Annotated in this window: 11 protein-coding genes; 3 read left to right on the top strand and 8 right to left on the bottom strand. The window is 65.6% G+C overall.

The features are described 5' to 3' along the window. The first annotated feature begins 634 nt into the window (after positions 1 to 634). On the top strand, positions 635 to 1,651 hold the full coding sequence (locus B0T44_RS01890) for an alpha/beta hydrolase (protein ID WP_245839155.1): 1,017 nt from the start codon (positions 635 to 637) through the stop codon (positions 1,649 to 1,651). Positions 1,652 to 1,674: 23 nt separating this feature from the next. Here the strand turns inward: B0T44_RS01890 and B0T44_RS01895 are convergent, their stop codons facing one another. The 4 genes from B0T44_RS01895 to B0T44_RS01910 form a co-directional block, all read right to left on the bottom strand. Then, positions 1,675 to 3,141 (bottom strand): wax ester/triacylglycerol synthase family O-acyltransferase, encoded by a 1,467-nt coding sequence (locus tag B0T44_RS01895; protein WP_077114960.1) that lies wholly within the window; start codon positions 3,139 to 3,141, stop codon positions 1,675 to 1,677. Positions 3,142 to 3,635: 494 nt separating this feature from the next. Beyond that, positions 3,636 to 4,856 (bottom strand): MFS transporter, encoded by a 1,221-nt coding sequence (locus tag B0T44_RS01900; protein WP_077114961.1) that lies wholly within the window; start codon positions 4,854 to 4,856, stop codon positions 3,636 to 3,638. After that, a complete protein-coding gene (locus B0T44_RS01905; protein ID WP_077114962.1) occupies positions 4,853 to 5,932 on the bottom strand; it encodes an amidohydrolase family protein in 1,080 nt (359 codons plus the stop codon). Before B0T44_RS01905 ends, B0T44_RS01900 begins: the two co-directional genes overlap by 4 nt. Positions 5,933 to 5,972: 40 nt before the next feature. After that, positions 5,973 to 7,115, bottom strand: a complete 1,143-nt coding sequence (locus tag B0T44_RS01910) for a beta-ketoacyl-[acyl-carrier-protein] synthase family protein (protein ID WP_077114963.1) — start codon at positions 7,113 to 7,115, stop codon at positions 5,973 to 5,975. A gap of 301 nt (positions 7,116 to 7,416) precedes the next feature. On the opposite strand from B0T44_RS01910, the gene B0T44_RS01915 reads away from it, so the two are divergent. Beyond that, the gene (locus tag B0T44_RS01915; RefSeq protein WP_175647930.1) at positions 7,417 to 10,338 is read left to right on the top strand and encodes a helix-turn-helix transcriptional regulator; all 2,922 of its coding nucleotides are present in this window, start codon (positions 7,417 to 7,419) and stop codon (positions 10,336 to 10,338) included. A gap of 22 nt (positions 10,339 to 10,360) precedes the next feature. Here B0T44_RS01915 and B0T44_RS01920 read toward each other — a convergent pair whose 3' ends face one another. From B0T44_RS01920 to B0T44_RS01935, 4 genes are all read right to left on the bottom strand, one after another. Then, entirely contained in the window at positions 10,361 to 11,311 is a 951-nt protein-coding gene (locus B0T44_RS01920) for a hypothetical protein (RefSeq protein ID WP_139347656.1), read from the bottom strand. A gap of 159 nt (positions 11,312 to 11,470) precedes the next feature. After that, positions 11,471 to 11,950, bottom strand: coding sequence for a hypothetical protein (locus tag B0T44_RS01925; RefSeq protein ID WP_245839156.1), 480 nt, complete (start codon positions 11,948 to 11,950; stop codon positions 11,471 to 11,473). Beyond that, positions 11,947 to 13,164 (bottom strand): hypothetical protein, encoded by a 1,218-nt coding sequence (locus B0T44_RS01930; RefSeq protein ID WP_077114967.1) that lies wholly within the window; start codon positions 13,162 to 13,164, stop codon positions 11,947 to 11,949. Before B0T44_RS01930 ends, B0T44_RS01925 begins: the two co-directional genes overlap by 4 nt. Before the next feature lie 15 nt (positions 13,165 to 13,179). Beyond that, positions 13,180 to 13,986, bottom strand: a complete 807-nt coding sequence (locus B0T44_RS01935; protein ID WP_083744968.1) for a DUF8017 domain-containing protein — start codon at positions 13,984 to 13,986, stop codon at positions 13,180 to 13,182. Between the two features lie 60 nt (positions 13,987 to 14,046). Here B0T44_RS01935 and B0T44_RS01940 point away from each other — a divergent pair, with 60 nt between their 5' ends. Further along, positions 14,047 to 14,661, top strand: a complete 615-nt coding sequence (locus tag B0T44_RS01940; RefSeq protein ID WP_077114968.1) for a hypothetical protein — start codon at positions 14,047 to 14,049, stop codon at positions 14,659 to 14,661. The last annotated feature ends 44 nt before the right edge of the window (positions 14,662 to 14,705 follow it).

The raw sequence follows: 14,705 nt of genomic DNA on the forward strand, positions 1-14,705 counted from the left end.
CGACGTCGGTCAGCCGATACCTGCCCTGCCGTCCCCCCGGAAGCAAAGTTTGCTTGTTATTAACCAAACCTTCCGCCGAGCCCGATGGAGTAATTTAGAGGATTCTCTTGCTAGAAAAGTGGACGCTTGATATGTTGCGTGCGTCACTACCGGTCGACACGGTCGTGACCTCCCTCCCGGACCTCGTATCGACGACCGGGAGGCGACACACTTCCACTGAAGGAGATTCACATGGGTTCGATGGGCGATCTGCTCGGCGCGTTGATTCCGGCCCTCGGTTCGGCTGTCGCAGGCGATGGTCTTTTCGATGTTTTCCTCGGTTCACTCGAGTCCATCATCCGCTGAGCGGACACCAGCCAATATTTCTATATTCCGGAATTCGCATCCAGATTTCCGACGAACACGTAAAACAAGGAGAAACACATGGGATCTCTCATTGACATTCTGGGCATGGGAACCGCCAGCCTCGGCACCATCGGCACCAATCTGGTGAATGCGTTGGTCTCCCTCAGTGGAGGAACGCCCGGGGCAGGCAAATAGTCCCGACGACCATTAGTGGGGGTCCGCCTGATTCGCGGGTGGGCCCCCATAGTTATGCGAGCAGCTACAGGCGTACGAATCCATGAATTCTCAGATGCGGGGTAGCGTGCGCCCCGCGATATCCGTTCTCGTATTGGCGGCACTGCTGGTCCTGAGCGGGGCGCCGCATACCGCCGCCGAGCCCGGTGCCCACGTGGCCAGCCGCACTCCCGGATCCGGGCAGTCGGTCGAGATCTCTGTCTACTCACCGTCGATGAATCGCAATATTCCCCTCCAGGTGCTGCGGCCCGCCGAGACCGGGATCCCGGCTCCCACCCTGTATCTGCTGAACGGAGCGGGCGGTGGCGAGGACAGCGCAACCTGGCCCGCGCAGACCGATGTGGCCGAGTTCTTCGCGGATAAGCACGTCAATGTCGTGATTCCGCTGGAAGGCGCCTTCAGCTACTACACCGATTGGCAGCACCCGGATGAGGGCCTGGCCGAGACCCTGGAAAACAACGGGCGCAATATGTGGGCGACATTCCTCACCGAGGAGCTGCCGCCACTGATCGATGCGACGTTCGGCACGACCGGCGCGAACGCGCTCGCCGGCATCTCGATGGCCGCGACTTCGGTACTCGACCTCACGATTCGCGCCCCCGAGCTGTACCGCGCCGCCGCCGCGTACAGCGGTTGCGCGATGACCAGCGACCCACTGGGGCAGACTTTCGTCACACTGGTCATCAGTCTGGGCGGCGGCGACCCGGAGAACATGTGGGGCCCCACCGGTGGCGAGGGATGGCGGCAGCGCGATCCCTACCTCCAAGCGCACCGGCTGCCCGATATTCCGATGTACATCTCCAGCGGCACCGGGCTTCCCGGAAGGTATGACACCCTCGACAATCCGCGGCTGAACGACGACAACAAGAAACTGTGGAACCAGATTCTGGTGGGCGGTGGGATCGAAGCCGTGACCGACTATTGCACGCGCGCACTCGCGCGGCGCACGCAGGAACTCGGCCGGACCAACATCGTCTACGACATCCGTCCGACCGGTACGCACTCCTGGGGTTATTGGGAAAGCGACCTGCACCGGTCGTGGCCGCTTCTGGCGGCGGCGATGGGAGTGTGAGGCGGTTTCCGCAGGCGGCGCGGTCAGCTGCCGCCGGCTTGGAGGGCGTCGACCAGTTCCCGGAAAGACCGCAGTAGCAGCTCGCCGTAGTGATCCGGGTCCGGCATCATCGCCGGGTCCACACTGTAGGAGATCACGATTTCGTCCCCCTGGGATGTGATCAGGTGGCGCAGGCCGTCGCCGTCGAGGGTCGGCAGCACGCCGAACACCCTGATCAGCGGTGCGCCGCAGAAGGCGAGGCCGTTACCGACCGGCGCAACGTTGCTGATCGTGGTGTTGTTCAGCGGCACCCGCGCCAGGTTGTCGTAGGGTTGCTGCGCCCTGGCCCATCCGGCGAGTCGCAGCAACCAGGCAGGCGAGGTCTGCACCCGCGACTCTCGCCGCAGCACCGCGTCGTCGCTGTTGCGCTGCTTCTCCCACCGTACCGACCGCCGAATCCGCATCAGCCGATCGTGCGGGTCGGCGATATCGGTGTGCAGGTCGACCGACATCTGGCACAGCTGATTCGCCGAGTTCCAGTCCGCGATACCCCGCATCGACATCGGGACCATGGCAGCCAGCGATTCCGCAGGCAGTTCACCGTTTTCCGCCAGATAGGCGGCCAGTGCACCGGACACGATCGTCAGCATGACGTCGTTGACGGTGACGTGATCGGCGCAGCGGGCTTTGGCCGTCAGCACCTCCGGCAGCGGAATCGTCACCAAGCCGACGGTCGGACCGGAACCGATCCGACGGTTGAAGCGGGTAGCCGGACGCCATCGGCTCGGCTCATGGATCCGGTCCGCATCGACTCGCCTGCGCACCGCCTGCGCCGCCGACCGAGTACGCCGCACTCCCGCCACGAAACGCGCGAACCGGTAGGGAAACACCCCCACGGCCCGGGCGAACACTGGCGGCGCTGACCACACCGGGGCGCCATCCGCAGCGGCAGGCGGACATGCGCCGCCCCCGAACAGCTTCAGCTCCAGCTCCCGGGTTGCCACCCCGTCGCAAGCACTGTGATGGAACTTCAGCACCATGATCGTCGCAGCCGCGCCCGGTGCCCCCGGAACACCGTGCACCCGAGGGAAAACATGGATCTGCCACGGCGGTAGCGCAAGATCCAGCCGCTGCGCGGCGATATCACCGAGGCGGCGGCGCACCTCGTCCCAGCCGGACTCCGGCTCGCCGATCAGGACATGCTTGCCGACGTCGAATGCGGTGTCCGGAACCCAATACGGCAGGTCGAGATCCAGCGGAACACGGCGCAGCCGCCGTCGGAAGAGCTGCGCATATCCGAGCCGCGCGGACACCCAGGACACGATGCGGGGCGCATCCACCGGTTCGGCCGCGTCGGCGGCATCGAACACATACACCGCCACGATATTGGAGGGATGCCGGTCGAATTCGTCATAGACGAACACAGCGTCGCGGGGCTGTAACTGTTCAATAGTTACCTGGGTTACCTGAAGTTCCTCGCCGCTCGCGGCCCCGATAATATTCGTACTCATATTTCACGCCCATTTCCGCTCGGGCCGATGTCGCGGACCGAACGGCGGCCCGGGGAAATCGATCGACCTCCGCTGGATTCTACAGCTCGACCCGCATGGCGCGACGAGCGCTCCGCTACTCGGAAAACCCTTTTGCGAACGGCTGCAAAATACGAGATACCCAAAAGACAACACAGGAACCGGCGCATTGTGCGATTCTCATAGCGGATGGCTTTCAACCGCTGGAGATCCTCGCACCCCTCGCCTGTCCGGCGAACAACCGAGCGGCACTCGGATCGTCACCCAGGACCCCACATCCATCATCCGCCCAGCCGGGCACTAAGGAACATACGCGCAACTTCAGTGAGCCACATCACTTATAGCGAGTATTAGCTATATATTTGCCGATAGGGTCCGGGTCCGGAACACCACCTCGCCGCACCCGAGAACCGGCAACAGGCTGCCGGAGAACCCGGCTCCTACCTTGCCCCTGGCCGGTACGGTCGCCTACCTCCCTACTCTCGCCGGCTGCGCGGCACGGCCATACCGGCGACGAGCTGAACCAGGCACAGAGCCGACAGCAGCCAGATGACCGGCCCCCAGGAACCACTCCACACATACAGAGCGCTCTGCGTCGCGACCCCCACCCCGGCCAGCGCGTAGCCGACCCCATGGGTGGTCGCCGACAACACCGTGACCGAGCCCGGGTCCGGCGCGCGCAGCGGTATCAGAGTCAGGATCAGCGACAGAGTCCCCAACCCCACCCCGATGGCCGCGGCCCACAACCAGGGCACTGTGTCCGGAAACCGGTACAGGCCGAGCAAGCCCACCGCGGGTATCACAGTGGCGGCGACGAGCGGCAGGTCACGACCGGGGCCATGGGCGCGCCGCACCCACCCGGGAAACAGGGTGGCGGCCGGAAGACCAGCGGCAGCCGCGATACCGAGCAGCAGGCCCGCGGTCGCGGGGTCGATACCGGCCTCATGGTAGAACGACGGCAGCAGGCTCATAACACCGAACGCGGTGGTCGCCCAGGCAGCGAACAACACGACCAACGACCAGGAAAGCCGTCCTCGTGGAACCACCGACCACCGGAGAGACGGCGACCGCGGGGCGGCAGGGCCCGCGACGAGGCCGGGGTCCGGGTTGCGACGCAGCGCGTAAAGCCACAGCAGCACAGCGACTCCGCACACCCCCGCCCACAACCCCAAGCCCCACCGCCACGAACCGGCCGCGCTCACCGGCGTGGTCAAGAACGCACCGGCAGCGCTGCCGACCCCGATCGCGGGCGCATACAGGGCCGTCAGCCGGGCGGCGCCGTGGACGGAACGGCCCGCCAGCACCGGCAGCAGCGTCGCCACCACCGCGGTGGCCAACGCCGTGACCGTCGTTCCGGCAACCAGCAGCCCGGCCCCGCCGGTGACACGCACGACCTGGCCGACAGCCATGATCATCAGCGCAACGGCGAAGGCACGTGCGGGATCCCACGTCGCCGCCAGCCGCGGCGTCAGTATTCCGCCCACCGCGTAACACCACAGCGGCATCGTCACGACCCACCCGACAACAGCGGAGTCGATACCGGCCGAGACCGGAACGAACTCCAGCGCCGCACCCAGACCGGTGATCGGCGGGCGCAGGCTGAAACCGGCGGCGACCAGCGCGGCAGCGCCGAACAGCCATGCGCGGCCCGACGCACCGGAAACAGTGTCTCCGCCGAGTGTGGATGTTCTGGTCACCTCGGCCCCGGAACACCGTTGGCCGCAGCCGGTTCCGCCGCAACCGAATCCGAGCTCATGGGCAGCCCGAGCAGCTCGCTGATATTGCGCCAGGCGACCCGATCCAACAGATCGTCATCGGCAGCGGCGTCCAACTCCGCCACCCGCCACCGCGCCCGCAGCGCGGCCAGCTGCGGACCCATCTCTTCCATCGGATAGTCCAGCGCCATGGCTACCCGGTCGGCGCCGGCCCCGGCAACCGCCGCCCAGAACGCCAGCGGGTCGGTCACCCCCGAGGTGGTCACGAACAGATTGGTGCGCAGGTAATGCGACGGTGGATGGTCGAGCCGGTAACCGTGCCGCTGCGCGTTGGCCACCCGCCAGCGGGAGTCGAGCCGGGACGGGGCCGCGAGCAGACCTTCACCGGCATGGCCGAGAATCACGGTGAGCCCACTGGTCGACGTACGGTCGAAGACACCGGAAAACAGCAGCCGCAGGAAATGCGCGGCAGTCTCGACCCCCCACCCGAACAGCGGGCCGCGCAACTGCGGGTGACCGGCCGTCCACGCCGCGGCATCCGGTGCGTTCGCCGGATGAAGATACAGCGGCACCTCGAGCTCGGCGACCGCATCCAAGAACTCCCGGTATTGCGGTTCGTCCAGGTAGGCGCCGCCGGTGTGGCCGTTGACCAATACCCCGACCATGCCCAGCTCGCCGATAGCGCGGTGCAGTTCCCGCACAGCGGCGGTGGGATCCTGCAGCGCGACCGTCGCGAACCCGGCGAACCGGTCGGGTGCCGAAGCGACCACCTCGGCCATCCAGTCGTTGGTGCGGGCGGCGAGGGCGGTGGCCTTCGCCGGGTCCGGTTCGACCTGGATACCGGGCGCGGTCGGCGACAGCACCTGCATGCTCACCCCGTGGGCGTCCATATCGGCCAGCCGCTCGTAGCCGACATCACGGAGCTTGTGCTCGGATTCGGCCCAGTATGCGGCGTCCAGGTTGCTGCGGGCACCGTCGAGGTACTCGCTGAGGAAATCCGGGAGTACATGCTCCTCGACGGTAACGATCCGATCGGGACGACCGGTGGGCTGTGACATGGACATGACTGTCCTTTCTCTCGATCCTTGCCTGCCGCGATCAGCCGACCGCGACGTCACGGCGTACCGCTGTCTCGTTGTCGGCGCCATGGATATCCAGGTCGGGTAACAGGGCCCGCCCGACGAAGGCGTCGGTTCCGAAGCCGGGACCGAACCCGACGCCCAGCAGCGGCGCACCCCACGCCGGACGCAGCCGCGGATCCGCGGCGATCAGCGCAATCGCGTCCAGCACGGCCGAAGACATGAGGTTTCCGCGGGTCAGCGACTGCCACGCCGGGGCAACCTGATGCCTGTCGAGGCCTAGAGACTGCTGGACATCGCGGATAATGTTGTTCCCACCCGAATGCAGCGCGCAGACAGCGAGATCCGCGCCCGTCCACCCCTGCCCGGCCAGCAGCGCCCGTAGTGTGGGCGCCACGGACGGGATGGAACGCACAGCGTCGGTGGTGAGCCGGAACCGCAGCCCCTCGTCGGTGACGACCCAGGTGATGGCGTCCGGGGTGCCGGGTACCTCATACCGCGCGATATCGACCAGCTCGATACCTTCCTCGAGCGAGGTGGACACGACAGCAGCCGCCGCGGCATCGGAGAACAACGCGCTGGACACGATGCTGCCGACCAGTGCGGCTTCATCCAGATCTGTTTCGACATGGAAATGCGGCGACGCGATATCGGCGGTGACGATCAGGACCGTGTCCCGAGGATGGGCGCGCAGCCACGCATGCGCCATGGTTATCGCGTGCGCGCCGCCCCGGCAGCCCATCCCGGAAATGGGTAATGCCGCACAGTCCTGGCGCAGCCCCACGGCCTGCGCCAGCGCGCTGATCGGCGAGGGCATCGCGATCAGTGTGGACGTCTCGAGGATCACCAGATCGATATCGGCACCGGTGCACTGCACCGACGCCAGCGCTGCCCGCGCGGCGGGTACGGCGTAGGCGTGAAAGGCGTCCCAGGCGGCGGCGTTGCGGGCAGCGAAACCCTGCATGCTCATGATCTCGTCGGTGCGCAGATGCATGGGGTGCACATCGATGGCGAGCCGACCGGCCATCGCGAGGGCGCGGTCGACCGCGAGTGACCGCGGGCTGCCGGGCGGGAACACTTTCTCGTATCGGCTGCGCACCGCGTCGACGAGTTCGGGGTGGGGTATCTCGTGTGGCGGAACGGTCACCACCGGGACCGACACTCTGGGGTGTCTAGCGGTCGGGTTCAAGGTGTGCTGTCCAATCTCTATCCCGGCGCGCCGCCGTCTACCACGGGTTTCGTGTCGGCAGCGCTGCCGACCCCAAGGATCTCCGGTATCGCGGGCAGGCAGAGAGTAGGGAGATCCCTACATCTGGCCGGCCTCGGCGAATGTTTCGACGCGACAGGTGGACTCGGGCTGATTACCATCCACGGCCATGGCCCGGGCAGATCGGCGAACCGGGCCGGTAGGGTCCGGAGGTAGCGGATCGGTGATGTCACCGGGACGAGCTGGCCAGTCCTTGGTGGGCAGGACGGCGGAACTGCATGCGATACACACGGCACTGGTCGCTACGGAACAGGGGGCGAGCGCAGCGATCTCGATCACCGGCGAACCGGGCATCGGTAAGACGAGTCTGCTACGGGAAGCCGCACTGCGGGCCGCAGCACGCGGTTTTCAGGTAGTGGACGGGCGCGGAACCGAATTCGAACACGAGATTCCCTACGCGGTCGTGATCGACGCTCTCGACGACCCACTGGGTTCGCTGCACCACGCGGAGCTCGAGGCACTCGGGCGGGACAGTCTGGCCGAACTCGGCCGGCTACTGCCGTCGCTGCGGGCATGGGCGGCACCGTTGACGACGGCCCTGCAGATCGAACGCCACCGCTGCCATCGGGCGGTCCGGTCGGTGCTGCACCGGCTCGCGGCGCGGCGGCCCGTGCTGCTGGTGCTCGACGACGTGCAGTGGGCCGACCATGCCTCGGTCGAGGTGATCGCGCACCTGCTGCGACACCGGTCGCCGCACCTGATGCTGCTGCTGGCCTACCGCAGGTCGCAGCTTCCCGATATCGCGACCGCGGCTTTGTCCCGCGCCGCCTACGACCACGCCCTCACCGCGCTGGAGCTCGGTGCGCTGTCGCTGGACGAGACCGCCGAACTCGTCCACGATGCGGGCCTCGACGACAGCGAACTGGCGCAACTGCATCAACAATGCGGCGGTAACCCCTTCTACCTCCAGGAACTCGCCCGCTCCCTGCGAAGATCGCCGAGCCGGATGCCCGGCCATATCGGCGACACCGACCCGGCCGGGGTGCCTGCAGCGATCCTGGCCGCGCTGGCGCAGGAGATCCGCGCCTTGTCCCCGAATGCCCGCCACCTGCTCCGCGCCGCCGCGCTGATCGGTAGTTCGGTCGAGCTGGACCTGGCCGTCGAGATCAGCGAACTGACCGAACCACAGGCCCGTTCCGCAGCCGACGAGGTGGTGCGCGCGGGTATCGTGCACGAGTCCGCGACCCCGGGCCAGCTGGTTTTCCGGCACCCCATCGTCCGTCTCGCCGTCTACGAGGGCGCGGGCTACGGTTGGCGCACCCAAGCACATCGCAGGGCTGCGGCGGCGTTGACGAGGCGCGGCGCGGCGCTGTCGGTACGCGCCCACCACTGGGAGTATTGCGGCGCGGTCGGCGACGAACAGGCGATCGGTCTGCTGACCGATGCGGGGGCGGCCGCGGCGCCCCGGGCGCCGGTCGCTGCAGCGCGCTGGTTCCGTGCGGCGCTGCGGCTGCTGACCGACGACGCGCCGGCCGAGCGGCGTCTCTCCCTGACGTTGTCGCTCGCGGACGCGCTGACCGCGACCGGCCGTCTCGGCGAATGCAGCGAGGTGCTGCGCCGCGCCCTGGAACTCATTCCCGCCGACGCGGTCATGGACCGCACCGGTGTCATGACCAGGATCGCCCTGACCGAGCAAGGACTCGGCAATGCCCTCGAAGGCAGGCGGCTGCTGACCGCGGCCTTGTCACTGACCCCACCTGGCAGTCTCGCGGCGGGATCGCTGCAGCTAGAGCTGGCCAAGAACCATCTGATGATGCGCAACTGGGAGGAAGCGGCCCGCGTCACCCGGCAGGTGCGTCGCAGTGCCCAGACCTGCGACGACCGGCGCCTGTACCTCGCCGCGACCGCAGCCAGTGCGTATATGGGCACCCTGCAGTGTGGGGACTCGCTGGTGCAAGCAGCGGCCCACCTCGACGAGGCGACCGCGGCCCTGGATGCCCTCACCGACACCGAGGTCGCGCCCGCCCTGCTGGACGGACTCACCAACGTGGTGTACGCCGAGGTATCGCTGGAACGGTTCACCAATGCCGCCGCACACGCCGCGCGAGGTATCCGGCTGTCTCGTGACACCGGGCACGGCAGGCATCTGGTGGAGCTGCAGCATCTGCGAGCGCTCGCGTTCCTCATGCAGGGCCGGTTGGAGGCCGGGCTCTCGGCCGCCGCGAGTGCCGCCGAAAGCGCGCTGCTGCTGGACAACTCACCGATGGTGGCGTTGACCGAAGCAACACGCTGCTGGCTGTTGATGCTGCTGGGCCGCACCACCGATTCCCTCGCTTCCGGAGCGCTGGCCGTCCGCGTCAACGCGCAGGCACCGAACGCACTGTTCGCCTGGCATGCCCCACTTGTCCACGGGGCCGCGCTCATCGAGGCGGGCCGCTACCGTCACGGCCGCCGCGAACTTCTCACCGTCGACGGCGGTCACGAACTCCAGCAGATATTTCCGACCACCATGCCGTACTTCTACCGTTTCCTGGTCGACAGCGAACTCGCCCTGGGCCGTATCGACGCCGCCGAGCAGACGACCCGGCATGTCGAGGACATCGTCCGCGCGATGCCGACATTACGTATGCGCGATGGAGACGCGCGATACTGCCGTGCCCGAATCCAGCTGGCCTGCGGGGATATCCGGGCCGCCGTCGCCAGCGCCGAGCAGTCCGTCGCCGCCTACGAGGCAGCCGGAACTCCGGTGGACGCCGCTCGGGCGAGACTGCTGCTCGGGCACGCGTTATCCGACAGCGGCGACGCACCCGCCGCCGAGCGTGCGTTCGATAGCGCATTGGGCACGGCGGAGATGTGCGGGGCGACCCGGCTGGCCGAGCGAGCCCGGCTCGGCCTGCACCGGCTGGGCGGACGACAAGCACCCAGACACCGCAACCGTTCCCGGGCAGCCACCGGTCGGCTCGGCGACCTGACCGAACGGCAGTCCGAGATCGTGGCCCGCGTGGTACTCGGCCGAACCAACCGTCAGATCTCCGAAGAGCTCTACGTCAGCGAGAAAACCGTGGAAGCCCATCTCACCCGCCTGTACACAAAGCTGGGAGTCTCGTCCCGCACCGAACTCGCCGCCGTCGCCAGCGACAGCTGGTCAACCTTTTCCGGCGGTACACCGTCCGATTAGCCGAACCAGCACCCAGCGTCTTTCACCGCTTCGGAAGCGACTCCAGTATTCGGCGCATAACGTCTTCGAGCGCGGCGGCATTGGTTCCGTGCACCGAAACCATCGGCACTTCGGTGCCCAGGAAAGAAGATTCCCCGCCCGCATACAGTGGCGGCCCAACGATGGAGTTGTAGGTGCGGTATCCCTCGCCTCCGTCGAAAAGGTGGACCGGATGGTCGGCGACGGTGAAGACCAGCGGCTGTTCTATGGTCGCCGAACCCTCCAGCTGATACTTGTAGTCCACCACGATGTCGTCACCCTGATAGGTGAAATAGCAGTTCCACAGCAGCTGCACCTCCGCGAGCGTGGCACCGTTCAACGAGTCGACCACCGCGCACGGGTCCTGACCGGTGAGTGCGGTTACCGCCGTATCGGGCGAGGATCCTGGTTCGGGTTCGGCGGCCCATCGGGCCAGACCGATCGGCAACAGAGTCTGCGCGATGGGGCACGGATCGGTGTCCGGCCGGGTGACCACCTCCAGGTACAGCTCCGCAGTCGACGGGTAGGTGGCGGTCAGGCTGCAGGTCCGTTCGCGGAGCTCGGCTGGGTCGACACCGGAGCGGCCTCTATCGATAACGGTCCGCACCGACACATCCCCCAGGGTGCTGACGGCGCCAGGCAGCAGGACACCCTCCTGCGGGGGCGGATCCATCAACACCTGCCATTTCACCATGGTCCCGTCGGACGGATCGGCAGCATCCAGTACCGCCTTGCAGGTGTAGGTATCGGTGGTCTTCACCGATGTCACCTCACCCACTTTTCCCAGCTCGTCGCGTGGCAACAGGGCGCACACATCAATGTTCCGAGCCCGTTGCATGACCTCCCGCCGCTGTTCGGTGTTCTGCGGCGCGGTGAGCCACACCAGGTCGGTCCCGGCTGTGGGCGAGGGGGTTTCCGATCCGCACGCGACGACGCAGACCACCAGAACACTCACCAGAGCCAGGAGCCGGAACATATTCCCCCCAATAGTGATACAGATACGGGCTCCGACAAACTAACTCGAGACCGCTGACCGAACCAATCGGAGCTCACCCCGCCGGTCCGACGCGACATGTTATCCGATGCCCGACGCCATATCGTCGATTCTCGACGGTCAGACGAGCCAGGACTTGCTCCCCGGGTAGTCGTCGAAATCGTCCGGCCAATCGCTCGGACCGACGACGCGGTCAGCATTGCGTTGCCGCTGCTGCCCCGGCGAGGTGGACGCCGCCGGTGGCGGTGGTGGCGGTTCCGGCTTCCACGGCCAGATGAAATTCGGCGAGGAGCGAAGGTCGAGTACCTCCGGGGGCAGCGGTCGCATGAGCAGTTCGATCTCCTGCCATCGGCATTCGCCGTTGCGAACGCGTTCGGCGTAATACCGCAGCTCCGGTGATGCGTACGGCAGGGCCGCGAACTCGAACATCAACTCGTCGGTGACCACTGTCGGCTCATGGAGTACGGAGGCGACATCCATGTTCTCGGCGCGTATGCGAGCGGTCCGCAAGCCGTCGATACTGTCCATGACTCGTCGAGCCGCCGCTTCGATCTCGGGATCGAGGTTCGGATCACGCATGCTGTCCCAGTTGGACTTCATCCGTTCTCCCACGGTTGTCTTCCGCTACCCACCTCATAGCCTTCTCGTGGTCTTTCGAGAGTGCTGTTGATCTGCGCTATTTCGGCCAAATCCTTGCCGACAGCCGCCCTCTTCAAGGTCGGCTCCAACTTTTCCTGCACCTTGCTCGCCACGGTCGCAGTGGGCTCGGAGATAAAGGACAGAAATTCCTTCAGCCTGTTCTTTGCTTCCTCGACTTTGTCCACGATATCCCGAATAGTGGACACGATCGTGTAAATCTTGTGCCCGAGATCGATCACCTCGACCACCTGACCGAGACCAGGCACTTTCTTGATGACCTGTTTGAAGATACCCTTCACGCTCTTGACGTCGATATAGTCCAAGAGCATATCCCTGAGCTTGGTGAGCGCCGCTTTGATGCCTGCCCGGATCTCGTCGGCCAACATCCCCGTCACGTCGGCGATCACCCGACCGACAGGACCTTCCCACTTCATTGCCGCGATCTGGCGTCGCGCCCAGTTCTGCTCGAAAGCAATAGCCGCCTTACCGTTCCAGGTCGGGCCCACTCGGACGACACCGCTTTCGAGGTTCTTACCGGATGCCTCCATCGCGTTTCCGGCGGCCTTGTATGCCTCCCCGATTCGGCGTAGTTCATTCCAATTGCCTTCCACTGGCCGCAATATCAGAACCAGAGGATCCACCTCCTCCCCCGCCATTCGGGTAACACTCTTGATTTCGTTGTTGACCCCTTCCAGCCAGGGGGCAACTTCCCCGATCAGGCTCGCGAGTTCCTCTCGATTCGCCTCCGGCGGGTCCAGTTTGACGGATTCCGGTTTGGGGTACTGAGCCGCTGCGCCGTAGTCGGCGGTTTGACCCGGCCGTTCCACATCCGACCCGTACTCTCCGGGCACTGCGCTCATCACTTCGCTGGTTTGCGCATTGAGAGCCGCGTAGTTCTTCTGGTCCTGGTCGTGATACATCCAGGCAGCCTTGTTCAACTCCACCGCAGCACTAGCGTTGTGTACGCCGATATCCGCCATTCGACCGCGGGTGATGTCGGCGGCCGAATTCAATGGTTGCAGAAGGTCGCTGATGATCTCGCCAGTGAAGAGTTCCCCCTTTGGCCGGCCGTTATCGTTGATGAATTTCGCTATGGACGCGCAGTCCACGCCGATATCGTCGATGAGATTGGCCAGGCCTGCTATTTGGGTGGGATCGGCTTTGAATGATTCCATGGTTCCTGTCGCTGCCTATTCTTCTGTCTTGCGCAAGGACTTGATGATCGCGTCGACATCAGCATCCGACAGGGCATCAGGAAGATCCTTGTGCCGCATCACCACCAATAGCACGAACTCTGCACTCGAATAGCCCGAAGTGGCGACGACATCGAACGATGCCCGACTCAGACCGCAGGTGTCCGGCTGCCTGATATCGCTCACCTCAGCGGTGTAACGAATAGCCGGCCGACCCGACACCTCGAATGAGAACGGCCCCCGGATCTCCACCTTCGGCTTATAACCGGCCTCATCGTCGGCATAGAGCCGCTCGGCCTTCTCGACCTCTTCCCGCGCGGCCCGGTCGATATCGATCCCATTGCGGCCGGTGACACCTACCGTGGCCATGGATGAGGTGTCACTTTCGTCGCAGTAACCGGACCGGTAGTCGCTTCCAGCACCGTAGGTAGCGATGGAGCCGTCTTTGTCGGACCAGCCCATGACCATGCTGTTGGTTGCCAGCCAGTCTGCTGGCACGGTATAGGTGAGCCCGAACTTGGTGGGAACCGGCTGCGGCTCTCCCTCCCCCACCTCCGGCATAGGAGGCGGATACATCATCGACGGAAATCCCGGCGGCAGTGGTGCAACCGTGGTACTCGGCCGCTCCACAGGCGGCGCCGTCCACGAGGCCACCGCCCCATCCGAAGACTCGGAGCCTTCGAGATAGGGATTGCCGATCCACATCACGACATTCAGGAACAGCACGAACGCGCCGATCAATACGATGATCCGCCCGATCGGATTCAACACACCATACCGGTGCAGAAGTTTGACGAACTTCACCGCGAAACCCCACCCCTCCCATGCAACCGACCGGAAGCACAGTATTCCCATGCACCCAGCGTGTCAATCTGTTTGGCCGTGCTGGCCGGCGACTACCAGCGGGCGGGCGAGCTGATCGGTACCGCCGATTGGGCATCTGCACTACGCTTTCTCGAGAACAGCCGCAGCCGCATCGACGCCGAACTCAGCCGCGAAGACCCGGCGACACTGGCCATGTGGGGAAACCTCCACCTGAAATCCGGCTTGGCCGCCGCCCGCGCCGGAAAAAGAGACCTCGCCAACGCCCGTCTCCATGAGGTCACCGAAACCGCACAGCGCATCGGTCGGGACCGCGACGACTACCGCCTGTACTTCGGCCCGACCAACGTGGCCATCTGGTCGGTTGGTCTCGCCGTCGAAATGATGGACGGCACCGAAGCGGTCACGCGCGCACAGTCCGTCCGACTCCCCGCATCCACTCCCCGGGAACGGGCAGGCCACCACTACATCGACCTCGCTCGCGCTTATCTCCTACACGGAGAACGCAAATCGGCATTCGGCTCACTGCACGCCGCAAAGCGAATTGCGCCCACTCAAACCCGCTACCACCCGATGGTGCACGAGACGATCCGAATGCTCGCTCGCGACGAAGCGCGCAGCTCGGAAAGCATCAGAGGGTTCGCCGCCTGGTGCTGAATCACCCGGGTTTGAGCATTTGCAGTCTCGGCTCGCGATAGGCC

The sequence above is a fragment of the Nocardia donostiensis genome, assembly GCF_002081715.1.
Lineage (GTDB): Bacteria > Actinomycetota > Actinomycetes > Mycobacteriales > Mycobacteriaceae > Nocardia > Nocardia donostiensis.

What these genes read in the sequence shown, in the direction of transcription:
- B0T44_RS01890 (WP_245839155.1), top strand. Translation starts at nt 635, where the DNA reads ATGCGGGGTAGCGTGCGCCCCGCGATATCCGTTCTCGTATTGGCGGCA.
- B0T44_RS01895 (WP_077114960.1), bottom strand. Translation starts at nt 3,141, where the DNA reads ATGAGTACGAATATTATCGGGGCCGCGAGCGGCGAGGAACTTCAGGTA.
- B0T44_RS01905 (WP_077114962.1), bottom strand. Translation starts at nt 5,932, where the DNA reads ATGTCACAGCCCACCGGTCGTCCCGATCGGATCGTTACCGTCGAGGAG.
- B0T44_RS01925 (WP_245839156.1), bottom strand. Translation starts at nt 11,950, where the DNA reads ATGAAGTCCAACTGGGACAGCATGCGTGATCCGAACCTCGATCCCGAG.
- B0T44_RS01930 (WP_077114967.1), bottom strand. Translation starts at nt 13,164, where the DNA reads ATGGAATCATTCAAAGCCGATCCCACCCAAATAGCAGGCCTGGCCAAT.